The organism is Halopseudomonas sp., from assembly GCF_047631575.1.
In the GTDB taxonomy this organism is placed as follows: Bacteria; Pseudomonadota; Gammaproteobacteria; order Pseudomonadales; family Pseudomonadaceae; genus Halopseudomonas.
Genome location: NZ_JBLIAB010000001.1, coordinates 36,929 through 62,438, shown reverse-complemented (window position 1 = coordinate 62,438; position 25,510 = coordinate 36,929). Strand labels below are relative to the sequence as shown.

Below are 25,510 nucleotides of genomic sequence, written 5' to 3'. Positions count from 1 at the left end.
CATGTCATCAGATAATCTACTTTGCGTTGAACGCCCAGCTTGGACTCGATAGACCACAGTATCCTTGGAGACTACTTCATATGGTGTTCGTAAGGGGTCTGATCTTCGAGTTGATCAAAAATTGACCTGTATCAAAGTGGATTCAGCAAACTGGGTTTAGCCTGCATGGCATTGAAGATTCAACTGCGGAGCGTGCTCATGTTCAACCCCATCTGCTGGAACGCGGAGCTGATACGTCGTTACGACAATCCCGGTCCGCGTTATACATCTTACCCGACCGCAGTCCAGTTTCACGATGGTGTGGAACCTTCTGACCTGCTTAGCGCGCTCGACATCAGTCGCCAGGAAGAGCGGCCGCTGTCGCTTTACGTGCACATCCCGTTCTGCGCCAATATTTGTTACTACTGTGCCTGCAATAAAGTGATCACCAAGGATCGTAGTCGCGCCGAACCCTATCTGCAAAGTCTGTTTCGTGAAATAGAGCTTGTTAGCCAGCACGTCGGAGACAATCAGCAGATTCAGCAACTGCATTTTGGTGGTGGTACGCCGACCTTTCTGGCCCACGATCAGTTACGTGCATTAATGAACACATTACGTGCGCATTTCAGTCTGCGCGAGGATGATCTTGGCGATTACAGTATTGAAATTGATCCCCGTGAAGCCGACTGGTCGACCATGGGGCTGCTGCGAGAGATCGGCTTCAACCGGGTGAGTTTCGGGGTTCAGGATCTGGAACCCGAGGTGCAGCGCGCAGTGAATCGCCTGCAGACGCTGGAGCAAACCCAGGCTGTTATGGATGCAGCTAGAGCCCTGCAATACCGATCGATCAATATTGATCTCATTTACGGCCTGCCCAAACAAACACCGGTCAGTTTCGCCAAGACATTAGATGCGATCATTGCACTAAAGCCGGATCGGTTGTCGGTATTCAATTACGCCCATCTGCCTGAGCGCTTTCTGCCGCAGCGACGCATACAGGTGGCGGACCTGCCAAGTCCGCAGGACAAGCTGAGCATGCTGGAAAATACCATCAACCAGCTGGTCAAGGCGGGCTATCGCTACATTGGTATGGACCATTTTGCGCTACCCGATGACAGCTTGAGTAATGCGCAGGAAAATGCCGATCTACAGCGTAACTTTCAGGGATATACCACCCATGGCCACTGCGACCTGATTGGGCTGGGCGTGTCGTCCATCAGTCAAATTGGCGATCTGTTCAGTCAGAACAGCAGTGATATCAAGGTCTATCAGCACAGCCTCGACGGTAACAAACTAGCCACCCGGCGGGGCCTGAAATGCCATGCTGACGATCGCCTGAGACGCGCGATCATCGGGCAGCTGATATGTCACTTTACACTGGACTTCGCCGACATTGAAAAGCGATTTGGTATTGTTTTCCATGATTATTTTGCCGCAAGCCTGCCAGTGCTCAACCAGATGCGGAGTGACGGATTGATCCAGCTCACTGACCGCAGTATCCGGATAATGCCGGTCGGCAGATTGCTGGTCAGGTCTATATGTATGGTATTTGACGCCTACCAGGCAACGGATAATCATCAGCGTTATTCACGGATCATCTGATCGGACAGCTGCTATGCTTCAGGCTTCAAAGAATAAAAGAGGCCTGAACCATGCAAGGAAGTTGTCTATGCAGTGCCATCGTCTATCAGGTTGATAGCCTCGATACCCCTGTACGTCACTGCTCCTGCCATACCTGTCGCAAGGCACATGCTGCCGCGTTCAATACGGGCTGCGGCGTCAAGAAAGAGCACTTTCGCTGGGTTCAGGGCGAGGCCTTGCTTGCCCATTACGAGTCTTCCCCAGGTAAGGTACGGCATTTTTGCAGCCGGTGCGGCTCCCAATTGGTGGCGGAGAAAGTTGGCGTGCCGTACATGGTCCTGCGTCTGGCTACATTGGATGATGATCCCGGCGTGCGTCCCTCGGCGCATATCTGGACCAGTCATGAAGTGCCCTGGCTAAGCTATGGTGAAGACCTACCACGCTGTGAAGAATGGCCGCCGGGCTACCCAGGCTGACGCCCAGTTCAGCGCAATCCGGATGCCAACTGGGCTATCCAGATCGTGTGTTTGGTGCCGCGGTTGCCGTGGGCATATACCTTCACTTCCTCGGCATCAAAGCCGGCTTTGCGCAGGTCGTTACTGAAGCGCTGATCAGCGCTGGCTGACCATACGGCCAGAATACCGCCCTTGCGCAGTGCCCGAGCGCAGGCACCCAGACCTACGACACTGTAGAGCCAGCTATTGGCGGACTGGGTCAGACCTTCGGGGCCATTATCGATATCCAGCATAATTGCATCGAAGCTGCCGGGCTCTTTCTTAAGTAACTCGGCAACATCGGCACAGATTATCTGTGTACGTGGATCCAGTAGGGGATTACCCGCCTTGACTCCCAACGGTCCACGATTCCATTCGATGACGCCCGGCAGCAGCTCCGCGACGACGACCTCGGCTTGATTGCCCAGGTTTTTTAGCGCCGATGACAGGGTAAAGCCCATGCCTAAACCGCCAATCAAGACCCGTGGGTGCGAGCGCGAGGCGATACGACGGCAAGGTATTTCGCCCAACGCATCTTCGGAGCCGTGGGTACGGGTATTCATCAACTGTCCGCCTTTGCCGCCCTCCAGCTTGATGACAAAATCTTCGCCGTACTCAAAAAGGCACAGGGCGCCGCCATCGGGCAGGGGAGTGGTATCGAGCAGAACAAAGCGTTTCATGGGCTATCCGCAGCAGTTTCATCGGCAGGCAGGATACCGGCAAGACAATGATTCTGCGAATCCTACCTGGTACCTTTCAAAGAGTTTTTTTTCCTTTTCGCCCTTCATGGACAACCGTCCTTCATCCCAGATCCGAATAAGTTCTTGTCTTTTTGCTGTCGGAATCATTTTTGAGAAGATAGGTATCTCAATCAGCTTTCTATCCAGGCCCGGACGTACGACCTTGAGGGTATCGTGCAGATTCGTCTGATTTAAAACATGCTGCAGGACGAGATCGTTATCTGCATATAAATCGATCCTTTTTTCACTAATCATGTGAAAGATACGTTCCACCACATCATCGTAACCTGCGATAACGTCCACCAGGCTGGCGTTTTTTGGATCATCAATATAATTTTGATAATCAATACTCGCTGCGCTGTAATCCCAGCCAGGTCCGGTTGCGACGTGTTTTCCCTTTAGGGATTCGATACCGTCATAGCGCCAAGGATCGTCTATTCTGACAATAAATGCTGTTGTGTATGCGAAGGTTTTTTCATTGGCATAAACAAAGTCTTTTTCTGCGCTTTTAGAAACAATGTACTCTGGCAACATATCGCATAGACCATTTGCCACCATATCCAGGCCTCTTGCCAGCGGCACTTCGAAGTACTCCAGTTCATAGTTTTGAGAAGTATATATTTCATCGAGCATATCTATTACCACGCCGCGCTCAGCAGACTCCTCAGATGGAAATATCGTCATCGGGGCCCACTGGTCGTAACATACCTTTAATGTGTCGGCATAACTGACATTAGCCAGACTTATTCCTGCGAAAAAAATTGTAATGAATAGAGAGCGATGCATTATTTTATCTTTCAACACGATTACGGCCTTTATTCTTTGCACCATAGAGTTTGGCGTCTGCCCGTTTGAACAGTGTATCAATTGAATCGTCATTGGAATGAGATGATTCAATACCGAGGCTCACAGTGTAAGTAACGGTTTTGCCATCAATGTTCAAGATAGCGTTGCAGATAGTCGTTCTTATTATTTCGGCAAGTTGAAAGGCGTCGTCAGGGGTTGTGTCAGGAAGAAAGAGTGCAAATTCTTCTCCTCCTACTCGTCCGATGAGGTCAGATTGTCTCAATAAACTCTGAATAGTATGCGTGAAGTGAATGAGTACTCTGTCGCCAGCGAAATGGCCATAGGTGTCGTTAATGACTTTAAAATGATCTAGGTCCATCAATATAAAGGATACAGTCGACTTTTGTCGTTGAGATAGAACGAGCAGATGTTGAGACCTTTCGAAAAAACTTCCCCGGTTCAATATGCCAGTCATTGAGTCCCGCGTAGCAAGGTCCTTGAGCCTTTCATTTAGAATTTGTAGTGCTTCTGTTCGCTTTGTAACGGCACTTTCAAGCGAGTTACGTTTGCTTTGCTCATCTTCCAGCAATCGTCGCCGATCCGCCTGCATGGCGGAGAGCATTGTGTTCATATGGTCCTGTAGCTGACCGAGTTCATTATTGTCTGTATTTTTGAGGTTGATTCGCTTAGTGATGGCTTGGCTTGACTGAACCTCGTTAACCTGGAGCATCAATTCTTTTAAGGGGCTTGCTAGATATCTATCGAAAGCCCAGACAAAGAGCCAGAATAGAATGGACAGTTTTATAATTGCTGTCAGGGCAATCAAGAAAAATCCGAACAGCACACGATCCAAAACAACTTCCGATGAGGAGTAAAGCTTAATGGAACCAAGAAATATCCGTTCCCCATGCAGGGTCCAGTACGCGTCATATTGCGTATGGAATAGTGATAACGGTTTTGAGGCTGGGGTGTAGGATTGCTTCGAAACGATGGTATTGGCATCCTTATCGATAATGTCGATGCCCTCGATAATGGTCATGTGCACCAGTCCAGTGACCAAAGCGTCCAACTGAATGTAATTGTATTGCCACAGGCTGGTTGAGATTGGCTTGCGAATGGTCTCTTCGAGTTGTTTTAGTTCGCTGATGATTGAGTTTTTTGTTTTCAGGTATTCGGTGAGAAATTGCATGCTGGTGATCAGGCACGTTACGATCAGATAGATGGAAAAGATGACGCGCAACATTTTTTTGGAAAGATTGTTAGAGCGCAGAAAACGTGGAAGCATTAAAAAGTCTCTTCTCGATAAGCTTTATGTTGGAGCTGATTTGCAATTAGCTTCATGCTTAATGATATAGACTTTGTTAATTCACTATTAAGTCTGCTAGTGATAATAGCGCTCCCCGAACCCCGAATGCCACACGCAAGAAAAGGCTCCGCATGGAAGGTATTTCCATACAGAAAAATCAATGCGTATAGCGATATCGAATTGGAGCGGGTGAAGGGAATCGAACCCTCGTCGTAAGCTTGGGAAGCTTCTGCTCTGCCATTGAGCTACACCCGCGTGCTGCGCATTCTAAGCAGTTGCCGGTTGTTCGGCAAACAACTTCAGCAGTTATTTTCGAGTCTCCTTCAACCTACCCGTCGGGCGACGTCCATCATGCGCCGGTAGCTGTCCCTGCGCGCCTCCTGATCGAAAATCGAGCTGCTGACAATCAGTTCGTTGGCGCCTGTGCGCTCGAGCAGATCGGCCAATTGTTGACTGACGGTATCTTCATCGCCAATCAGGGTGCCGGCCAGGGTTGAAAGCACTGTGTGCTTTTCATGTGATTGCCATAGGGCTTCCATATCCTCTACGGGTGGTGGCAGAGGCCCTGGTCGACCGCGTATCAGGTTTAGAAAAGCCTGCTGATGAGATGTGGCGCGCATGGCAGCCTGCTCTTTGCTCTGCGCTACATAGGCGTTGATGCCGAGCATGATATGCGGTTCCTGCAGGGTCTCTGAGGGCTGAAAATGGTCCCGGTAGGTACGCAGTGCGCTGAACATGAAATCCGGCGAGAACTGGCCGGCGAAGGCAAACGGCAGACCCAGTTGGGCAGAAAGCTGTGCGCTGAAGGTGCTTGATCCAAGCAGCCAGATCGGCACATTCAGCCCTGCACCAGGCACCGCTCGCAAACGCTGGCCGGGTTGCGGATCGGCAAAAAGACGTCGTAACTCGTCAAGCATCTGTGGGAAGTCCGAGCCATCGCCCCGCCCATGGCGCAGGGCCTGAGCGGTAGCTTGATCGGTACCCGGCGCGCGACCTAGGCCTAAATCAATTCTGTCCGGATAAAGTGACTCCAGAGTGCCGAATTGTTCGGCGATTTGTAGCGGCGCGTGATTGGGCAACATGATACCGCCCGATCCAATACGAATAGTCGAGGTGCCTGCGGCGAGGTAACCCATCACCACTGAGGTGGCCGCACTGGCGATCCCGGTCATGTTGTGATGCTCTGCAACCCAATAGCGGCGGTACCCAAGGCCTTCGGCGTGCTGCGCCAAGCTGCGTGCATTGGCCAGGGCTTGAGCGGGTGTTGCGCCTTGGGGTATTGGACACAGGTCCAACACTGATAGGGGAATGCTGTTATTAGACATATGTAGTCCTGCACATCATTAGGTAATGACGGTATGCTAACTTTTATCAGAGTTGGCGCATACCGGAACGGCCCCGTCTGACTCTTAATACACAGCATGCTGCTGATCCGCGTTTACGGAGTCTTGTTATGTATTATCTGCGATTTCCTATTGTAGCTGGCGGCCTGCTATTGGTATCGATCAGCATGTGCGCTGTCGCCGCGACGTTGCCAATATATGACCAGCGAGGCAATTTGCTATCCGATGCGGTCGTCAAGGTCGACGACGTTGTTCAGCGTCCAGTGGTACTCCCTCTGATCGACCAAATGGATCGTCAGTTTCAACCGAGTGTGCTGGTGGTGCCGACGGGAACTGATGTTGAATTCTCCAATAGCGATGATGTGCGTCATCATGTCTACTCTTTCTCTGCGACCAAGTCCTTCGATCTGCCACTCCTCGAGAGTACAGGCTCACGATCTGTCACCTTTGACCAGTCGGGTCTGGTAGTTCTTGGTTGTAATATTCACGATACAATGATTGGTTACATTCTTGTAACCGATAGCCCCTGGTATGCGATAAGTGATGCGGACGGCAGTCTTGATCTGAATCATTTGTCGCCGGGTGAAAGGTCCGTGTCCTGGTGGCATCCCAGTCTGGGCGACAGCGCACCCGTGAGTCTGGGTAACATTGATCTGCATGCACTGCAAAGGCTTGACCTCGCAGTCGGAGAGCTGGCCGAAGTGGCAGCTGATAAGTCCCTTTCAACGCTGCAGATGCGGTTCAACAAGGCGGCTGAAAAACATGCGGATTAAGCATCTGCGTACGCGAATGATTTTGCTGCTGGTGGGTTTGTTAGCGCTGGTGCTAGGTGCTTTTTTTGTCGCAGTTCACAGTGCTACTGATAGTTCCGCAGAGCGTCAGGCGCGCCAGCAGCTGCAAGTCGGCGGCGATGTGTTCATTCGTCTGTTGGAGCTGCGAGGGAAAGGGCTAGAGGCAGCAACTCAGATACTGGCGGCCGATTTTGGCTTTCGTGAGGCAGTTGCCTCGGGTGATCTGCCGACTATTCGCTCAGCGTTGGTTAACCAAGCGCGTCGGATCGACGCTGATGAGGCTTGGTTTTTTGACGCTGAAGGCATCACCCGGGTTTCCTCCGCAGTGACCGAAGGCCGTTCCTTCTCCTTGATTAGCGCAATCCAGCGGCTCGACGATAATGTGTTTGTGGCATTGATCGATGATCAGCCCTATCTGATCGTCGATGCCGACGTTATGGCGCCGCTCCTGGTGGGTCAAGTAGTGATGGCTTTTCGACTGGATGTAGAGCTGGCCAAATCAATGAAACGCTTGACTGGTCTGGAGGTCACTTTTGATACGGGCCAGGCGGGTGGGGTGGTTGATCGCGTCGGCACGCTGCAGCTGCCGCAGGGAGTGATTGGTCTGGAGGCGCCTGCTTCGTCTTCGCTTACTTTGAATCAGCACGTCTTTCTGGCCACACAGATCACGTTGCTGGAGCAACAGGGGTTCAGCATCAAGACTCAGCTTTTGAGTCCTATGGCGGAGGTTATCGCAATATCCTCTCGTCTTGAGCGCAAGCTTTTGTTCATTACCTTGATTGCATTGGCGCTGTCATCGCTGGCGGCCTTCGTGATGGCTAGCAGCCTCTCGCGTCCTGTCAGTCTGCTTGCCGAAGCCGCGCGGCGTATCGGTCAGGGCGATTACTCCCGCCCGGCTCTGTTAAAGCGAAGCGATGAACTCGGCCTTCTGGCAGAGAGCATTGATGATATGCGTCAGGAGATTGCTTTGCGTGAGCGGCAGATAGCTCACAATATTTACCATGACCCACTGACCGGCCTGGGCAATTGGACAAAAATACGCGATGAACTAACCGAGATTATCGCTCGCGGAGGCTCAGGTGTATTGGTTGCGTTCGATCTTGCTGAATCTGATGATCTACTCAAGGCTCATGGCCAGGCATTCTCCTCCCTCGTTATTCAGGCTTCGGCTGACCGAATCTGGTCCAAAGTGCCGGACAGCTCGATGCTGGCGTACCACCCCGGCCAGGGATTCTTGCTGATCCTCAGCGGCGTGGATGCGGATCAGTCCACGATCACTGCTGACAATCTAATCTCCGCTCTCTCGGAGCGAATGGTGATAAATGAGCTGGAATTTAATCTGGTGTGGCTCGCCGGTATAGTCGCGTGGCCTCAACACAGCGAAGATCCAGATGAATTGCTGCGGCAGGTGGCCATCGCCGCAGCAGACGCTCGCCCGGGTCTCGCGCGTATTGCCATATACCAAGCCCAGCGTGATCAGGACTACATGCGCCGTTTACGTCTGATTCACGACATTCATTTTGCGCCGCAGCTGCGCGAGCTGTCGGTGGTGTATCAGCCCAAGCTCGACCTGGCTAGCGGCGAAGTCAGGCAAGTCGAGGCTCTGATACGCTGGCATCATTCCGAGTTGGGCTTCATCAGTCCGGATGAGTTTATTTTGCTCGCCGAGCAAACCGGCAGTATTCACAAGTTGACACAGTGGATTCTCGAAGCGGTCGCATCGCAGATGCGTATCTGGACGGACAAGGGTGTCGAGCTGCAAGTGGCTATAAATGTGTCCGCGTTGGATCTGGATAACGAGGGTTTTGCCGATCAGGTAGCCGCAGTACTTCAGGCCCACAATATTAATCCGGTGAGCTTGGCAGTGGAGGTCACCGAGAGCGCCCTGATGATCAACCCCGCGCGTAGCCTACGCAGCCTGCACCGTCTGCGCGATATGGGTATCAGTCTGGCAGTGGATGACTACGGTACGGGCTACTCATCCCTGGCGATGCTCAAGAGCCTGCCGGTACAGGATCTAAAGATCGATAAGTCATTCGTTTTAGAGTTGACCGAGGGGAGCGACGACGCTGTAATCGTTAGATCAACCATTGAGCTTGCCCACAACATGGGTCTCAAGGTCATAGCCGAAGGCGTTGAGAACGCGGTGAGCCTGGAATGGTTGCGCGCCCTCGGTTGCGATACGGCCCAAGGTTATTTTATCAGCCGGCCGATTGCTGCACTGGATCTCGAGACTTGGCTGCAGGCCAACCGCACAACCTATAAAAAGTTAGAACACTCATGAGCAAGATGTTGTGGGTGATCTTGATGACCTCTTTGCCCTTGCTTGTCTGTGCCGACCCCGGTAGCCGTCTACTGGCCACCGGTGGCGCCAGCACGATCGAAGGCGCTGCTGGCGGTGGCATCATTCCCTGGGCGGTGATGGCTGGGTACGGCACACGTGAGCAGTGGGGCGGTGACGTCTTCGCCACGCGGGTTGATACTAGGGATTACCGTCTGGATGCCACCGGTGTCAGTGTTAGTTACGCAAACCGTGTCGAATTGTCCTTTGCACGCCAGCGTCTGAATATTGATGCATTGGCCAAAGCAGCGGGACTGCCTGAAAGCAGCCTCAATCAAGATATTTTTTCTGCCAAGTTCCGTCTTTTCGGCGATCTGGTCTATGACCGATTGCCCCAGGTTGCACTCGGTCTGCAACACAAACGTCAGACTAACTTCTTCATACCTGACGCAGTGGGTGCCCGCCGGGATGCCGATACCGAAGCCTATCTGGCCGCCAGCCGGCTGTATCTAGGTGCAGCATTGGGCTATAACCTGCTGGCCACCGGCACACTGCGTTATAGTCGTGCCAATGAGACAGGATTGCTGGGATTTGGTGGCGATCGACGTAACAGCCACAGCGTGCTGAAGGAGGGCAGTCTGGCTGTATTTCTTAATCCACGATGGATCGTTGGGATGGAATACCGGCAAAAACCAGACAACCTGTCTTTCTCCGGTGAAAGCGACTGGAAGGACGTGTTTGTTGGCTATTTCCCATCCAAACGCGTGGCCATGATTGCGGCGTGGTCTGATCTCGGTGAGATTGCTACCCTTGACGATCAATCCGGTCTGTATCTATCCCTGCAGCTGAGCTACTGAGGTGCCCATGCGCTATGTATTCCCGTGTGTGCTGGCGGTCATGTTGTATGGGTGCGCAGCGCAATCTGGCGTCCAGCCGCCTTCTGCCCAACTGAGTGCGGTTCAGCCGAGTGCGGCCCAACCGTTAGACGACAGTCTTTATCTGGCGCTGGGCGGCAAGCCCGGCATCGGCCGGATAGTGGAAGGACTGCTGATCAATATTGCGAATGACGACCGCATCGTCGATCATTTTGTTGATGCCGATATCGACCGTTTATACCAGAAGCTGGTCGAACAGATATGCCTGGAGAGCGGCGGTCCCTGCGAATACACCGGCGACAGCATGGAAGACAGCCACGCTAGAATGGAGATTACCGAAGCGGATTTTAACGCGCTGGTGGAGGGGTTAATCGTCGCCATGGACGATGAGCAGGTGCCGGTCACAGCTCAGAATCGATTATTGTCCAGGCTAGCAGTTATGCGGGGCGCAATTATTTATCGCTGAGAATGGCTTTCGCCCCGATTATTTTCGGGTTTTAGTCAGCAAGGTCATTCTTGGTGCCGGCTTGTCGACGGCCAGGGTAGTGATCAGATTGAGCTCATAAATGCGATTGTCAACTCGCGCTTCTCGTGCAGACTTCATTGCCATAATAGCTTCCACGCGTCAGATGTTTCAGTCCCACCGGCCGTTAATCCCATCTTGCACGCGCGACTGTGCCGAGCCGAGCTGATTGGCAGTCAACATTTTTTCCTGCTGATCGATACCTGCGCTGGCGTCGGTATAGCCATTGAGCAGTGCCAGGCTGAACCACACGTAGGCTTCTTCATTATCTATTGCACCGTGAGTGCCACGGGCATAACTTTCGCCCAGCAGGTACTGCGCACGCGCGGAGCCCTTGCGAGCGGCCTGGTCAAGCCAATACCTCGCGCGCTCAGGCTGAGCTGTTTCGTACAAAGTGGCAAGCGCAAGAAATGAAGGGATGTGACCGTTGCCAGCAGCTTGTTCCAGGTATTGCGCGGCCTTGCGTCTATCAACGCTAACCCCATCGCCCGACTGGTAATCCATGCCAGCGTGATAGGCGGCTTCGGCTAGGCCCTGATCTGCAGCACTTTTCATCAGTCTGTGGGCGCGGATGGGGTCTTTTGTAACGCCTCTACCGTCCTGGTATAGCTGGGCAAGCGTCATTTGCCCCGGTGCATGTTTCTGCGCAGCAGAGCGTTTTGCCCAGTCGGCGGCGGCATTCTCTTCGTTGCGCATCAGCGCCAGCTGCGCCATGTGGTGTTGCGCCTTGGCGTCACCACGTGTTGCCATTGGCAGGCAGGCTCCCCGCGCCTGAGTGTTGTTTCGGATGGTAAACAGCAAATAACAGTCACTGCGCTGGCGCCTGCTCAAGGCCTCATCCAGCTCGGTATTCGATGCGCTGCTGCCCTTCACTTCTGCAGTGCCGAAGGCGTCCTCAGCAGGCGTGACGACTATTTCATCTTCGACGGATGAGGGGGTTGAGCCCTCGGAGCTGTGGCTGCTGTCGACACGGGCGGAGAAAACCTGAACTTCGCTTGGGCATGAGTACACATAGCCACGACGCATGCGATTGAGGTTCTCACGGCTGGCTGCACGCTCTGAATAATTGACACCGATGTCTTCGCAGCGTCGACCCCGTTCGGCAGCAACCCGTGCGAGTTGTGCGGCGAATCGATCATCGTCGGCATGCTGCTCGATATAACGCGTCAGGGGATCAATGTAGGGTTGCGCAAAGAGCGCTTGAATCTCCTTGTCACGGACTTCTTCATCCTTGCTGCCGACCAGACTGCCAGCAAAATTCGCCAAGCGTTTGCGTTGCGTATTCAATACCTCGGCCGACTGACTGAAAAGCGTGCTTGAGCGTGACCACATCTGTTCGCGGTCTGGCAAGTTGCTGCAGCCGCTCAGCGCAATCGCAAGCAGGCCCGCGATCAGGATGGCCGGAAATGCATGCATGAAGTCTCCTGTACGGGCAAGGCGAAACACCACCATATAAAACTGAAGCATAGCCGGGTTGGGTAGGGCGTCCAATCAATCTTATACGTGTGGCTTCGGGCTCGCATCTTCCTGTGGGTCAGCGGCCGTCTCGGCCAGCACGATCTGGGTGATCAGCGCATTGGCCGGCATGCCGATGCAGGCGCCTTGTGCATAGTCGATTCCCAGGAGCCGTACCTGAGCAAGCACCGCTGGACTATGCACGAACTCGGCAACTGTTTGCAGACGCAGGTCCCGGGCAAACTGCACAATGCCACGAGTCAGGGTTAAGGCATTGGCGTCGGAATCGAGCTGACGTATCAGGTTGCCATCGATTTTAATCAGGTCGACGTTCAGGCGCATCAGGTGCTCAAAGTTGGAGTAGCCGGTGCCAAAATCATCGATTGCAATGCGGCAACCCAGTGCCTTGACGCGATCGATAAATAGACGGACTGGCTCGTAATTCTCGATACTCTCGGATTCGAGTATCTCGAAAATCATGCGCTCGGCCAGACTGCGATCCTGCAAGCGCTGGATGACGAATTCATGCAACTCCGGATCAAGCAGGTCCTCGCAGGACAGGTTGAGCGAGAACTCATATTGGTTGTTGGCGAACCACCGTAGACTTTGGTCAATCATCTGCCTGGTGATGAAACGATAAAGCCGAATCTTGCGCGCTACCGGCAGGAATAGAGCTGGGCTGACCGGTTCGCCTCGCTCATCAAGCATGCGCGCCAGGCATTCAAATTTTTCTATTTTCCCGGTAGCAACATTCATGATTGGCTGGAAAAAAGGCACTATCCGATTCTCCTCCAGAGCAGCCTTCAGTTTGTTCGCCCATATAAGGTTATGTTGGTAGTTCTCCCTGACGCGGTCGGCGGGATCATAGTGACGAAAGCTGACCTGTGCCAGGCGAGCATGTTTCAGCGCAATATTGGCTGAAGTCAGAAGGTTCTCCGGTGCTAACCGGTCGTCACCCGGTAACTGGGTGCTGGCTAGTCCCATGCTGGCGTGCAAGGTAATATCATGCTCATCCCACTGAATATGCACGGCACCGACGAATTCAAGCAGATGTTCAGCCAGCCCTGTGAGTTCAGTTAGGTCATCCTGGTCCGGCCGCCATATCGCCAGTTCGTCTCCTGGCATGCGGTATAGTTGGCCGCTGCGCTCTCTTGGCTGCTGCTGCAGATATTCCAATAACCGTGCTGACAGGGTGGTGATGACGTGATCGCCACACTGGTGGCCATAGAAATCGTTTATTTCCTTGAAGTCGTCGATATTCAACAGAATCAGCGAGGCACACTGATGCCCGTGTGTATCGACCAGCAGGCGTTCACGGTTGGGCAACTGAGTGAGCGGGTCGGTGTAAAGGTTGCGCAGCTGGCGCAAGGTGCCGGCAACCATGAACAGGATCAACGCTGAGAGCAAGATCACTATGCTGCCGATTAAAGCGACAATGCGCAGGTTACTTGCGCGCATGGGTGTTAGCACCGCGTCAATTTCCGCCTGAGGTACCCCGATACCAAACACCATGCCTGCTTGCGTTCTGGCATGGAAAAGCGCGAAACGTTCACCCGCCACAACAAGAGGTTCTCGTTGCATGGGCGCGATGGCTGCGGCTATCCCCCCAGATGTTGCCACGGGCGGGTTCTGCTGAAGACGTGCAGTGCTTATTGCCTCTATCAACTGCTGCGCGCGTTCTACATCTTCCGCTTGGGAGAGGCTTGAAAGATTGCGGTTTTCGCTATCCAGTAGAAAGGAGAAGGTGCCAGGGGTGACCTCTACGCGGCTGATCAGACGGATAATGTCGTCAGCCCGCCAGTCGGTGGATACCAGTCCAATACGACGCCCTGAGGTATCACTCATAGTCGTGGTCAGGGTCACTACAACGTCATCAATCCGCCGCTTGAAGTAGGCCGCTGTCCAGTGGAAGTCTCGTGCCTGACCTGGCTGCGTATTGCCCCCGGGGCTCTCGATAAGGGTCCGATACCACTCACGGTCAACAAATTCGGCATTGGCTCGGGCGGTGCGAATTTCTGATCCTTGACGATGAGCGATAACGCCGACCGGCTCGGGGGCAAAAGCGCCCGGTTCGTACCAAATCCCGCTGCCGTCAGCTTCCGGAAAGTCTTCGAGTGCTTGCCGCAGCATTGTCTGCAGTTGCACGGCGTCGATATTGTCACGCAGGCGCAGTCTTTGGAACAGTTCGCCCGTACGCGCCAGGCCAACGGTATTCTGTTCCATCTTCTGATGGTGTGCGTTGATACGATCAAGATTGGCGTGAAAGGTATCGGTTATCTGCCGTTCACGCAGGTCCGACATGGCTTTTTGGGAGAAATCCAGATTCAGTTGCGACATCAGCAACATGCCGATAATAAAGAGGATCACAAGCAGGCTCAGAGCCACCATTATCAGGCGCTGAGTTGGCATGCTGCCGGGAAGCTGCATCATTGTCTTCATGTTTCGGCCTTGGTGCGAGAGCTGCAGATTGACGCGAGCCCCACATCGCACATTGTGGGAAGTTCCAAGCATAGCAGCGAATCACTGCACGGATGCCGGATCGAGTTCAATTAACTGATAAAAAACCACATGCTGGAACGGAACTTGCGTAGGGTCCTGACAAGCCGCCAAGAGCGTCAAATAATTGATCGGGAATGTGCACCGCATGGCAGTCAATCAAACTGAAATAATGGGTAACGTGCGCAGCAACCTTGCCGGGCTGCGCCATGGCAGTCTGGGGGTGCCCATACTGCTGCTGGTAATGCTGGGCATGATGATGCTGCCCGTGCCGCCCTTTCTTCTCGATGTGCTCTTCACCTTCAATATAGCCCTGGCTCTGGTTGTTCTGCTGGTGGGTGCCTATGCCCTGCGACCATTGGATTTCGCTGTATTCCCGACGATTCTGCTGGTCGCTACCTTGTTGCGTCTGGCGCTGAACGTGGCGTCCACCCGCGTCGTATTGCTTTACGGTCACGAAGGCGGGGACGCCGCAGGCAAGGTGATTCAAGCGTTCGGTGAAGTTGTCATCGGTGGCAACTACGTTGTCGGTCTGGTGGTTTTCGCTATTCTGATGATTATCAACTTTGTGGTAGTGACCAAGGGTGCCGGACGTATTTCCGAAGTCAGCGCGCGCTTCACCCTGGATGCGATGCCCGGCAAGCAAATGGCGATTGATGCCGATCTCAACGCCGGCATCATCGATCAGGAACAGGCTAAATTGCGCCGTCAGGAGGTGGGACAAGAGGCTGACTTCTACGGCTCGATGGACGGTGCCAGCAAATTTGTCCGGGGTGACGCGATCGCTGGTTTGATGATCCTGTTCATCAATATCATCGGTGGGCTGGCGATCGGTATGGTTCAGCATGATCTCAGTTTTGGTGATGCCGGGCGTATCTACGTGCTGCTGACCATCGGTGACGGCCTAGTGGCGCAGATCCCCTCGCTGTTGCTCTCCACCGCTGCGGCCATCATGGTGACCCGAGTCTCGACATCCGAAGACATGGGGTCGCAGGTTAACCGGCAAATGTTCACCTCGCCCAAAGCGCTGGCGATTGCGGCTGCCATCATGATCGTTATGGGTCTGATTCCTGGTATGCCGCATTTTTCTTTTCTGAGTCTGGGTTTGCTAGCGGCTGGTGGTGCCTACTTTATTGCCAATCGTCAGCGTCTGAAAACGGTCGAAGCTGAAGAAGTTGAGCGCAAGGAAACTGAAGTCCCTGCTCTGGCGCGCCCCGAAACCCGCGAGCTGGGTTGGGATGATGTAACCCCAGTGGACATGGTCGGCCTGGAAGTGGGTTACCGCTTGATACCCCTGGTTGACCGTAATCAGGGTGGGCAATTGCTGGCGCGCATCAAGGGTGTACGCAAGAAGCTCTCTCAGGATATGGGTTTTCTCATGCCCTCCGTGCATATTCGCGACAATCTGGATCTAGCGCCCAATGCCTATCGGGTAACACTCATGGGCGTTGGCGTGGCTGAGGCGGAGGTGTATCCCGATCGTGAGCTGGCCATCAACCCGGGTCAGGTGTTTGGCGAGCTGAAGGGATTGGCCGGCAAGGATCCAGCCTTTGGACTTGATGCGGTCTGGATCGAGCCGATGCAGAAGGATCAGGCGCAATCGTTGGGCTATACCGTGGTTGATGCCAGCACGGTAGTGGCTACCCACCTAAACCAGATTCTGCACAAACACGCCCATGAATTGCTGGGTCACGAAGAGGTGCAGCAATTGCTTCAGGTGCTGGCCAAGGCTTCGCCAAAGCTGGCGGAGGAGCTGGTACCCGGCATTATCTCCCTGTCTGGCTTGCTCAAGGTATTGCAGGGTCTGTTGCAGGAACAGGTGCCGGTTCGGGATATCCGCACCATTGCCGAGGCTATCGCCAACCAGCCGGGCAAGAGTCAAGATCCTGGCGCGCTGATCAGCGTTGTTCGTATCGCACTCTCTCGCTCAATCGTGCAAAGCATTGTAGGGCTTGACTCCGAGCTACCTGTGATCACCCTGGAGCCAAGGTTGGAACAGATATTGCTTCAGAGTCTACAGAAGGCCGGTCAAGGTGGAGATGACGGCATCATGCTCGAACCGGGTATGGCCGAAAAGCTCCAGCGTTCACTGGCCGACGCGGTGCAACGGCAGGAAGTACAAGGTAAGCCGGCGATATTGCTGGTAGCGGGGCCGGTTCGCGGAATGATGGCCAAGTTTGTCCGCTATGCAGCACCTGGTGCCTTTGTACTGTCCTACCAGGAAATACCGGACAGCAAGCAGGTGACCATCGTTGCCACAGTGGGCCAGAGCTAAAAAGTTCAAAGCTAGAAGTTAAGCGCCAGAACGACCAATGCTAATTGAAACGAATAGAAGGGTGGGTCAGCCATGAAAGTAAAAAGGTTCTTTGCTGCTGATATGCGTCAGGCGATGAAGCTGGTACGCGAGGAACTGGGCGCTGACGCCTCCATCATCGGTAATCGTCGTGTTGTGGGTGGCGTAGAGCTTACTGCCGCAGTGGATTACGAGGCGCCGCGTCTGACACCACCTACACCCGGTCTGAGCCAGGAGTTGAAGAAGACCCAGGAGCGCATCGTCAGTGCGCGCGCCCAACTGGAAGCCGGCGACCGAACAGCGGATCAACCTAGCGTCAACCGCCAGCTATTCGGCGAGACTATGCGTCAGGCGGTGCGTGATGGCTCGCCGGTCGCCCGCGATCTGCTCGATCGGCTTAATAACGAAATTGCCGAGCCGGCTCCGGAGGCGCGGCAAGCCAGGCCTTCAGCTCCAAAAGAAAAACATTCAGAGGTGGAGAATTATTCCGGGTTAAGCGCCATGCGTGACGAGATCGCGGGTCTGCGCGAAATGCTTGAAGCCCAGCTCGGGAGCATGGCCTGGGGTCAGGTCAACCAGCAGCGGCCACAGCAGGCCAGTCTTTGGCGTCGACTGACTCAGTTAGGCTTGCCTGCAGAGCTCAGTCAGAAACTGCTCCAGCTGGTCGCCAACGAAACCAATACACGTCAGGCCTGGCGTATGCTGCTGGCGCATCTGGCGCACAGTATCCCGGTTATGCGCGAAGAACTCATCGATCAGGGCGGCGTTATCGCGCTGGTCGGCCCGACGGGTGCAGGCAAGACCACCACCCTTGGCAAGCTGGCGGCGCGTTATGTGCTTAAACATGGCAGCCAGCATGTGGCGCTGGTCACCATGGACACCTATCGTATTGGTGCCCACGAACAACTGCGTACCCTGGGGCGTATTCTCAATGTGCCTGTACGCGTAGTTGACGAACAAAACAGCCTGGCGGACGTGCTTCAGGAGTTTTCTGGTAAGCGCCTGGTATTGGTGGACAGCGCCGGCCTGCAGGCCCAGGATCCCCACCTGCAAGGTCAGCTCAATCAGCTGGCGGCACTAGGTCACCGCGTCAGCACCTTGCTGGTGTTAGCAGCTACCAGCCAGTATCAGGTGCTCAAGGCGGCTTATCATACCTACAAGGTATGCGGCCTCAGCGGCTGCGTGCTGACCAAGGTGGACGAGGCGGCAACGCTTGGCGAAGCATTGGGTCTGGCCATGCAGCAGGGTTTACCGGTAGCCTATTTGGCAGATGGCCAGCGTATCCCGGACGATATTGCCAAGGCAGTCGGCCATCAACTGGTTAGTCGTGCCGTTAGCCTGGCTGGTAACGAAGCGCCCGCTGATCAAGCCATGGCAGATGTGTTTGCCGGTATACTTCATACTCAGCGGGCAAGCTAACCCTATTTTATAACAAGGTAATCAACGCAGATGGGCAGCAAACATCCGGTTCAGGTTATTGCGGTTACCGGCGGCAAGGGTGGTATAGGCAAGACCAATGTGTCGGTCAACCTAGGCCTCGCGCTCGCTGACATGGGGCGCCGCGTCGTTCTGCTCGACGCCGACCTTGGTCTGGCCAACGTCGATGTCCTTCTAGGGCTCAGGCCCAAGGCCACGCTGGCTGACGTCCTCGAGGGGACCTGTGAGTTGCGCGATATTCTGCTCGATGGCCCGGGCGGCATCCGGATTGTTCCAGCAGCCTCTGGTGCTGCCGGTATGGTCAACCTCAATCCCCAGCAGCATGCAGGGCTTATTCAGGCGTTCAGTGATATCGGCGACAACATCGATGTGCTGATCGTCGACACCGCTGCCGGTATTGGCGACTCCGTTGTCAGTTTTGTTCGGGCGGCGCAGGAAGTGCTGGTGGTGGTTTGCGATGAACCCACCTCGATTACCGATGCCTACGCACTTATCAAGCTGCTCAATCGCGATCACGGCATGACGCGGTTCCGGATTCTCGCCAATATGGTCCACACCCCTCAGGAAGGCCGAATCGTTTTTGGGAAGTTGACTAAGGTAACCGATCGCTTTCTCGACGTAGCACTCCAGTATGTGGGTGCAGTGCCCTATGATGAGAATGTACGCAAGGCGGTGCAAAAGCAGCGTGCGGTATTCGACGCTTTTCCACGCAGCAAGGCATCCCTGGCTATCCGCGGGATCGCTCAGAAGGTCGATGCCTGGCCATTGCCGGCCAATCCGCGCGGGCATCTCGAATTCTTTGTCGAACGTCTTGTTCAGCAAACTGGAACAGGCCTATGACATCAATGGCAGGTGGGGTAAGCATGTATACACGCGCACAGGGTTCCGTCGGCGTCCAGGATCGTCTGGTCGAACAGTACGCGCCCTTGGTCAAGCGTATTGCTTACCACCTGCTGGGGCGATTGCCCGCCAGTGTTCAGGTTGAAGATTTAATCCAGGCGGGCATGATCGGTTTGTTGGAAGCTTCAGGCAAATTTGATAACTCCAAGGGCGCAAGCTTTGAAACCTATGCGGGTATCCGTATTCGTGGGGCTATGCTCGATGAGGTCCGCAAAGGCGATTGGGCGCCCCGCTCGGTGCATCGCAATACACGCATGGTCAGTGATGCCGTTCGTGCAGTCGAATCACGACTGGGCCGTGACGCCAAGGATCAGGAAATCGCTGCTGAACTGGAAATGAGTCTTGAGGACTACTACGGCATCCTCAACGACACCGCAGGCAGCAAACTGTTCAGTTTTGACGACTTGCTTGAGTCTGGCACGCGTGCCGATGCCCACGGCGATGAAGAACCTTTTGGTGGGCTCGAGGATGAGCGTTTCCGCACTGCACTGGTCGAGGCGATCGATACCTTACCTGAACGCGAGCGTTTATTGCTTTCGCTTTACTACGATGAAGAATTGAATCTAAAAGAGATTGGCGCGGTACTGGGTGTTAGCGAATCGCGGGTCAGCCAATTGCATAGCCAGTGCGCTGCGCGCCTGCGGGCACGCTTGACTGGATGGCGAAATGATTGATTTTGCATCCAACATCCGGAGAATGCCCACACTTTGCACTGACTCCGGTTACACTGGCGTCAATAAAATGTGAAAGGCTTATTTGGCCAGTAGCTTAACGGGGTGCGACATTGCACTCTTCCTGGTGTGTACGGAGGTCGACTTGGATAAGAATATGAAAATTCTCATTGTTGATGATTTTTCAACGATGAGACGTATTATCAAGAATCTGCTGCGTGACCTGGGCTTTACCAACACGGCTGAGGCGGATGACGGCACCTCAGCGCTGCCCATGCTCCAGAGCGGTAGCTTCGACTTCCTGGTAACTGACTGGAATATGCCCGGGATGAGCGGGATCGATCTGTTGCGCGCGGTGCGTGCTGATGAGCGCCTCAAGCATCTGCCGGTGTTGATGGTAACAGCTGAAGCAAAGCGCGACCAGATTATCGAAGCTGCCCAAGCCGGTGTGAACGGCTACGTTGTTAAGCCCTTTACCGCTCTGGCACTGAAGGAAAAAATCGAAAAGATCTTCGAGCGAGTTCAGGCAAAATAACAACCGGGGTACAGGTTATGGCGTTAAGTAAGGATCCCGGCCAGGCGACCGCTCATGAATTCGAACACTCCTTGAAGGATAACGCGAAACAACTGGTCGACTACCTTGAGCAGGGACAGTTCGGCGAAGCTATATTGGTCATCCAGGCAATCAATCAAGCTCGTGATCGCGGGCTGTATCATGAAGTGGGTCTGCTCACGCGTGCGCTGCATAATTCGATTGTCAATTTTCAGCTCGACACCACCCATGCTTTGGAAGATGACGCCGATACCACTCGTATATCCGATGCATCGGACCGGCTCGACTATGTCGTAAAGCTAACCGACAAAGCTGCCAATCGCACCATGGATCTGGTCGACAGTAGTGCTCCTATCGTTGCCAATATAGGTCAGGAGGCCGCTGCACTGCGCGGCGATTGGGACCGGCTGCAGCGCCGCGAGATGGCTGCGGGTGAGTTCCGTGATCTGTATAAGCGCGTCGGCGAGTTCTTGCAGAAAACGGAATCCTCTACCGCGGAAGTGAGCGGCCAGCTGAACGAAATTGTTATGGCTCAGGACTATCAGGATCTCACCGGGCAGGTTATTAAGCAGGTGATTACCCTGGTTCATGACGTCGAAGAAAGTTTGCTTAATCTGGTCCGCATGGCCGGCCAGGTTGACCGGATGGTTGGTATAGAGCACAAGAAAGACATCCCTGAAGCAAAAAAAGTATCTTCCAGGGGTGAAGGTCCGCAGATTCATGCCGATAAAAAGGGAGATGTTGTCTCAGGGCAGGATGAAGTCGATGATCTTCTATCCAGTTTAGGCTTCTAAAAATAAGCGCGACCCGGGAGTGGATGCATGAGCTTTGATGCGGATGAAGAGATCCTCCAGGACTTTCTGGTTGAAGCTGGAGAGATCCTCGAGTTGCTGTCCGAACAGCTTGTTGAGCTGGAAAATCGGCCTGACGATACCAATCTGCTCAATGCTATTTTTCGTGGCTTTCATACCGTCAAGGGTGGCGCTGGCTTCCTGCAGCTCGATGCGCTGGTGGGCTGCTGTCATATTGCCGAGAACGTTTTCGATATCCTGCGCAAGGGCGAGCGTAAGGTCGACTCCGAGCTCATGGATGTGGTGCTTCAGGCCCTGGACAGTGTCAACACCATGTTTAATGAAGTCAGAGAGCGATTGCCACCCACTCCCGCCGCCCCGGCATTGCTCGAAGCGCTGTCACAGTTGGCCATGCCGGCTTCCGTTGCTCAGGCGGAGCAGCCAGCAGCGACTGCAACACCTGCTTTCCAGACGCCCGATCCCTCAGTAGCCGAAGGCGATATTACTGACGACGAATTCGAACAGCTACTGGATGCGTTGCACGGTCCGGTTACCGCGGAACCACCTGCGGCTGCCCCGGCTGCAAGCGACGAAATAACCGATGATGAGTTCGAAGCGCTGCTAGATCAGTTGCATGGCAAGGGTGCTTCCGCCGCTGCCAGTGCGCAGACTCTAATCACCGCGCCGACTGCTGTTCCTTCCAGTGCCACGCCTCTAGCGGGCTCGGGAAACGACATCAATGATGATGAATTCGAAGCCCTTCTTGACGAGCTCCATGGCAAGGGCGCTGCGCCCGGGCTGACTACAGCAGGTAGCCCGGCCGTTACTGCTGTACCCGCTCTTGTGCCTGAGGCTCCGGATCACATCAGCGACGATGAGTTCGAAGCACTGCTGGATCAACTCCACGGCGGTGGCAAGGCACCCGGCAAGGAGTCAGTTGTGATCCCGCCTGCGCATGCTGCTGCGTCTGTTCCGCCCGCGCCTGGCAACAAGCCTGCAGTTAAATCCACTTCATCAGCCGCCAGTAAGGCGAGCAGTAACGCTGTGCCGCCTATGCCTCCGTCGATTCCATTAGTACCCAAGGACAAGGGCACGGTAGCCGCAGCAGACAACCCGACAGTCGAAACCACGGTGCGGGTGGATACTGCCAGGCTGGATGAGATCATGAATATGGTCGGCGAGCTTGTGCTGGTGCGTAACCGCCTGGTGCGCCTGGGATTGAGCAGTGGCGACGAGGAATTGAACAAGGCTGTTGGCAATCTTGATGTGGTCACCGCTGATCTTCAGTCTTCGGTGATGAAGACTCGAATGCAGCCAATCAAAAAAGTATTCGGCCGCTTCCCCCGTGTAGTCCGGGATCTTGCTCGCAGCTTGAAGAAAGAAATCAACCTGGACATGATTGGCGAAGAGACCGATCTGGACAAGAATCTGGTCGAGGCCCTGGCCGATCCCTTGGTCCACCTGGTGCGCAACTCGGTGGATCATGGCATTGAGCTGCCTGCTGAGCGTGAGGCGGCAGGCAAGCCGCGTACCGGTAAGGTAGTGTTGGCGGCTGAGCAGGAAGGTGATCACATCCTGCTGACGATTACTGATGACGGTCGCGGAATGGATGCAGAGGTATTGCGCGCCAAGGCGGTCGAGAAAGGCATGATGGAAAAGGAAGTGGCTGATCGCCTCACAGAAAGCGAGTGCTTTGACCTGATTCTGGCGCCAGGCTTCTCTACCAAGACCGAAATATCCGACGTGTCTGGCCGCGGTGTTGGCATGGATGTGGTCAAGACCAAGATTTCTCAGCTGAACGGCACGATTGGTATTACCTCGGTCAAGGGGCAAGGCACGGTTATCGCCATCAAGGTTCCTCTGACTCTGGCGATTATGCCGACCCTGATGGTAATGCTGGCCGATCAGGCTTTTGCATTACCGCTGGTCAGCGTCAATGAAATCTATAATCTTGATCTGTCACGTACCAACGTCGTTGACGGTCAGGAAGTCATCATAGTGCGCGAAAAGGCGCTACCGTTGTTCTTCCTGAAGCGCTGGCTGATGCCGCGCGTCGAGGACACATCCGACCGGTCGGCTGCCAGTGTCGTGATCGTTTCGGTTGGTACTCAACGTGTTGGTTTTGTAGTGGATCAGCTGGTCGGTCAGGAAGAGGTCGTGATAAAGCCTCTGGGACGGATGTTGCAAGGTACTCCCGGTATGTCCGGAGCGACTATTACCGGCGACGGCCGCATCGCTCTGATCCTGGATATACCCAGCTTGCTCAAGCGTTACGCACGTCGCTCCTGACAGCTGCCGCCATTATATGGATACAGATATGCCGTCTCGGTGCGCTGTGTCAGACACGTTTCAGGAGAGCAGATAGCTTATGGTAGTCAAGGTGTTGGTGGTGGACGACTCCGGATTCTTCCGTCGGCGACTCACGGAAATTCTGGCGGGTGATAAACAGATTCAGGTAGTGGGCACTGCTTCTAACGGTCGTGAAGCGGTGGATCAGGCGTTGGCGCTGCGTCCCGATGTGATTACCATGGATTACGAGATGCCGGTGATGGACGGTATCACGGCGGTTCGCGAAATTATGCAGCGCTGTCCCACTGCGGTGCTGATGTTCTCATCGCTCACCTACGAGGGTGCGCGGGTCAGCCTGGACGCACTTGACGCCGGTGCCGCAGATTACCTGCCAAAGAATTTTGAAGACATATCGCGTAATCCTGACAAGGTTCGTCAGCTCTTGTGTGAGCGCGTGCATACCCTGGCGCGCACTAATCGACGATCCCTGGGGCTCAGCACTGTCAGTGCTCCGCCTGCAACATCTGCAGGCAGCTTGCGACCGGCCCTGCGTCCCAGCGATCCGGCGGTATCTCGCCCAGCGGCTGCCCCCAGTCGCAATAGTCCGCCGCCTCGCAAAAAACACTACCAACTAGTCGCTATCGGTACCTCAACCGGAGGGCCGGTTGCACTGCAAAAAGTGCTGGCCCAATTGCCGGCCAGCTTTCCCGCTCCGCTGCTATTGATTCAGCACATGCCGGCCGCATTTACCAAGGCCTTTGCCGAACGGCTCGACAAGTTATGCCGCATCAGCGTTAAAGAGGCCGAAGATGGTGACACCTTGCGCCCCGGCGTCGCGTTGCTGGCTCCGGGTGGCAAACAGATGATGCTTGACGGCCGTGGCATCGTGCGGATCTTGCCCGGCGATGATCGGCTCAATTTCAAACCCTGTGTGGACGTGACTTTTGGTTCAGCCGCCAAGGCATTTCGCGACAAAGTGCTTGCCGTGGTTCTCACCGGCATGGGGGCAGATGGGCGCGAAGGGGCGCGGATGCTTAAACAGGCGGGTAGCGATGTCTGGGCGCAGGATGAGGCCAGTTGTGTGATCTATGGCATGCCCATGGCTATAGCCAAGGCCGATCTGGCCGATGGTATTTATAGTCTGGATGATATTGGCCGGTATCTGGCGGAGCTCAGCTGATGGATATTCTCAGCATCATAGGGGTTATTCTTGCGTTCGTCGCAATACTTGGCGGTAACTACCTCGAAGGCGGTCATGCTGCAGCTCTTGTTAACGGGCCAGCGGCCCTGATCGTATTTGGTGGCACCCTGGGCGCAGTCTTTATTCAGACGCCGTTGAATGTATTCAAGCGCGCACTGGTTATTTCTCGCTGGATTTTCCTGCCCCCAAGTAATCGGCTGCAGGAGGGTATCAATCAAGTGATCGGTTGGAGCACCATTGCGCGCAAGGAAGGGTTGCTCGGCCTCGAGCAGATTGCCGAGCTTGAGCCGGATATCTTTGCCCGCAAGGGGCTGCAATTGTTGGTTGATGGCAGCGAACCGGAAGCGCTGCGCAGTATTCTCGAGGTCGATCTGCTAACCCGTGAAGGTCATGATCTGATGGCTGCCAAGGTGTATGAGAGTATGGGCGGATATTCCCCGACCATCGGCATCATTGGCGCGGTCATGGGGTTGATTCACGTCATGGGTAATCTGGCAGACCCTTCCATGCTGGGCACCGGTATCGCGGTTGCCTTCGTTGCGACCATATATGGGGTCGCGCTTGCCAACCTGTTTCTGCTGCCGGTCGCTAACAAGCTCAAGTCGGTTGTCCTCCAGCAATCGAGGTATCGCGAGATGTTGCTTGAAGGTCTGCTTTCGATCGCCGAAGGCGAGAATCCGCGCTCCATCGAGATGAAACTGGAAGGTTTTCTCGACTAGCTCAAT

The 25,510-nt window shown here is 54.5% G+C and carries 21 protein-coding genes and 1 tRNA gene; 15 read left to right on the top strand and 7 right to left on the bottom strand.

All coding sequences use genetic code 11. From position 1 onward, the window contains the following. Positions 1-198 precede the first annotated feature (198 nt). Positions 199-1,581, top strand: coding sequence for an oxygen-independent coproporphyrinogen III oxidase (hemN, locus tag ACJAXR_RS00275; protein WP_415056252.1), 1,383 nt, complete (start codon positions 199-201; stop codon positions 1,579-1,581). Positions 1,582-1,631: 50 nt separating this feature from the next. Continuing rightward, positions 1,632-2,036, top strand: a complete 405-nt coding sequence (locus tag ACJAXR_RS00270) for a GFA family protein (protein WP_415056251.1) — start codon at positions 1,632-1,634, stop codon at positions 2,034-2,036. 8 nt (positions 2,037-2,044) lie between these two features. On the opposite strand, the gene ACJAXR_RS00265 is transcribed toward ACJAXR_RS00270, so the two are convergent. The 5 genes from ACJAXR_RS00265 to ACJAXR_RS00245 all read right to left on the bottom strand — a co-directional run bounded on the left by ACJAXR_RS00265 (position 2,045) and on the right by ACJAXR_RS00245 (position 6,211). After that, complete coding sequence (locus ACJAXR_RS00265; RefSeq protein ID WP_415056250.1) at positions 2,045-2,734, bottom strand: spermidine synthase; 690 nt, start codon at positions 2,732-2,734, stop codon at positions 2,045-2,047. 18 nt (positions 2,735-2,752) lie between these two features. Then, on the bottom strand, positions 2,753-3,598 hold the full coding sequence (locus ACJAXR_RS00260) for a substrate-binding periplasmic protein (protein WP_415056249.1): 846 nt from the start codon (positions 3,596-3,598) through the stop codon (positions 2,753-2,755). After that, positions 3,585-4,865 (bottom strand): diguanylate cyclase, encoded by a 1,281-nt coding sequence (locus ACJAXR_RS00255; protein WP_415056248.1) that lies wholly within the window; start codon positions 4,863-4,865, stop codon positions 3,585-3,587. Before ACJAXR_RS00255 ends, ACJAXR_RS00260 begins: the two co-directional genes overlap by 14 nt. A 202-nt stretch (positions 4,866-5,067) precedes the next feature. Further along, a tRNA-Gly gene (locus ACJAXR_RS00250) sits at positions 5,068-5,141 on the bottom strand. 68 nt (positions 5,142-5,209) lie between these two features. After that, a complete protein-coding gene (locus ACJAXR_RS00245) occupies positions 5,210-6,211 on the bottom strand; it encodes an LLM class flavin-dependent oxidoreductase (protein ID WP_415056247.1) in 1,002 nt (333 codons plus the stop codon). Between the two features lie 128 nt (positions 6,212-6,339). Here ACJAXR_RS00245 and ACJAXR_RS00240 point away from each other — a divergent pair, with 128 nt between their 5' ends. The 4 genes from ACJAXR_RS00240 to ACJAXR_RS00225 are packed head-to-tail and all read left to right on the top strand — an operon-like array spanning position 6,340 to position 10,642. Then, complete coding sequence (locus ACJAXR_RS00240; protein ID WP_415056246.1) at positions 6,340-7,002, top strand: methylamine utilization protein; 663 nt, start codon at positions 6,340-6,342, stop codon at positions 7,000-7,002. After that, positions 6,992-9,304, top strand: coding sequence for a putative bifunctional diguanylate cyclase/phosphodiesterase (locus ACJAXR_RS00235; protein ID WP_415056245.1), 2,313 nt, complete (start codon positions 6,992-6,994; stop codon positions 9,302-9,304). The genes ACJAXR_RS00240 and ACJAXR_RS00235 overlap by 11 nt, the downstream gene beginning before the upstream one ends. 5 nt (positions 9,305-9,309) lie before the next feature. Further along, positions 9,310-10,158: a DUF3034 family protein gene (locus ACJAXR_RS00230; RefSeq protein WP_415056942.1), complete on the top strand. Its 849-nt coding sequence runs from the start codon at positions 9,310-9,312 to the stop codon at positions 10,156-10,158. A 7-nt stretch (positions 10,159-10,165) separates the two neighbouring features. Further along, the gene (locus ACJAXR_RS00225) at positions 10,166-10,642 is read left to right on the top strand and encodes a group I truncated hemoglobin (RefSeq protein ID WP_415056244.1); all 477 of its coding nucleotides are present in this window, start codon (positions 10,166-10,168) and stop codon (positions 10,640-10,642) included. Between the two features lie 168 nt (positions 10,643-10,810). Here the strand turns inward: ACJAXR_RS00225 and ACJAXR_RS00220 are convergent, their stop codons facing one another. Together ACJAXR_RS00220 and ACJAXR_RS00215 are read right to left on the bottom strand one after the other, a co-directional pair. Further along, on the bottom strand, positions 10,811-12,115 hold the full coding sequence (locus ACJAXR_RS00220; RefSeq protein ID WP_415056243.1) for a tetratricopeptide repeat protein: 1,305 nt from the start codon (positions 12,113-12,115) through the stop codon (positions 10,811-10,813). An 81-nt stretch (positions 12,116-12,196) separates the two neighbouring features. Next, complete coding sequence (locus ACJAXR_RS00215) at positions 12,197-14,593, bottom strand: EAL domain-containing protein (protein WP_415056242.1); 2,397 nt, start codon at positions 14,591-14,593, stop codon at positions 12,197-12,199. 229 nt (positions 14,594-14,822) lie between these two features. Here ACJAXR_RS00215 and flhA point away from each other — a divergent pair, with 229 nt between their 5' ends. From flhA to ACJAXR_RS00170, 9 genes are all read left to right on the top strand, one after another. Further along, positions 14,823-16,925, top strand: coding sequence for a flagellar biosynthesis protein FlhA (gene flhA, locus ACJAXR_RS00210; RefSeq protein WP_415056941.1), 2,103 nt, complete (start codon positions 14,823-14,825; stop codon positions 16,923-16,925). Positions 16,926-16,997: 72 nt separating this feature from the next. Beyond that, positions 16,998-18,362 (top strand): flagellar biosynthesis protein FlhF, encoded by a 1,365-nt coding sequence (gene flhF / locus ACJAXR_RS00205; protein ID WP_415056241.1) that lies wholly within the window; start codon positions 16,998-17,000, stop codon positions 18,360-18,362. Positions 18,363-18,392: 30 nt separating this feature from the next. Then, positions 18,393-19,220: a flagellar synthesis regulator FleN gene (fleN, locus tag ACJAXR_RS00200; RefSeq protein WP_415056240.1), complete on the top strand. Its 828-nt coding sequence runs from the start codon at positions 18,393-18,395 to the stop codon at positions 19,218-19,220. A gap of 5 nt (positions 19,221-19,225) precedes the next feature. Next, a complete protein-coding gene (locus tag ACJAXR_RS00195; protein WP_415056940.1) occupies positions 19,226-19,954 on the top strand; it encodes an RNA polymerase sigma factor FliA in 729 nt (242 codons plus the stop codon). 154 nt (positions 19,955-20,108) lie between these two features. Continuing rightward, positions 20,109-20,486, top strand: a complete 378-nt coding sequence (locus ACJAXR_RS00190; protein WP_415056239.1) for a chemotaxis response regulator CheY — start codon at positions 20,109-20,111, stop codon at positions 20,484-20,486. Between the two features lie 17 nt (positions 20,487-20,503). After that, on the top strand, positions 20,504-21,298 hold the full coding sequence (locus ACJAXR_RS00185; RefSeq protein ID WP_415056238.1) for a protein phosphatase CheZ: 795 nt from the start codon (positions 20,504-20,506) through the stop codon (positions 21,296-21,298). A gap of 27 nt (positions 21,299-21,325) precedes the next feature. Beyond that, a complete protein-coding gene (locus ACJAXR_RS00180) occupies positions 21,326-23,584 on the top strand; it encodes a chemotaxis protein CheW (protein ID WP_415056237.1) in 2,259 nt (752 codons plus the stop codon). A 79-nt stretch (positions 23,585-23,663) separates the two neighbouring features. Continuing rightward, the gene (locus tag ACJAXR_RS00175) at positions 23,664-24,764 is read left to right on the top strand and encodes a protein-glutamate methylesterase/protein-glutamine glutaminase (protein ID WP_415056235.1); all 1,101 of its coding nucleotides are present in this window, start codon (positions 23,664-23,666) and stop codon (positions 24,762-24,764) included. Then, on the top strand, positions 24,764-25,504 hold the full coding sequence (locus ACJAXR_RS00170) for a flagellar motor protein (RefSeq protein WP_415056234.1): 741 nt from the start codon (positions 24,764-24,766) through the stop codon (positions 25,502-25,504). The genes ACJAXR_RS00175 and ACJAXR_RS00170 overlap by 1 nt, the downstream gene beginning before the upstream one ends. The last annotated feature ends 6 nt before the right edge of the window (positions 25,505-25,510 follow it).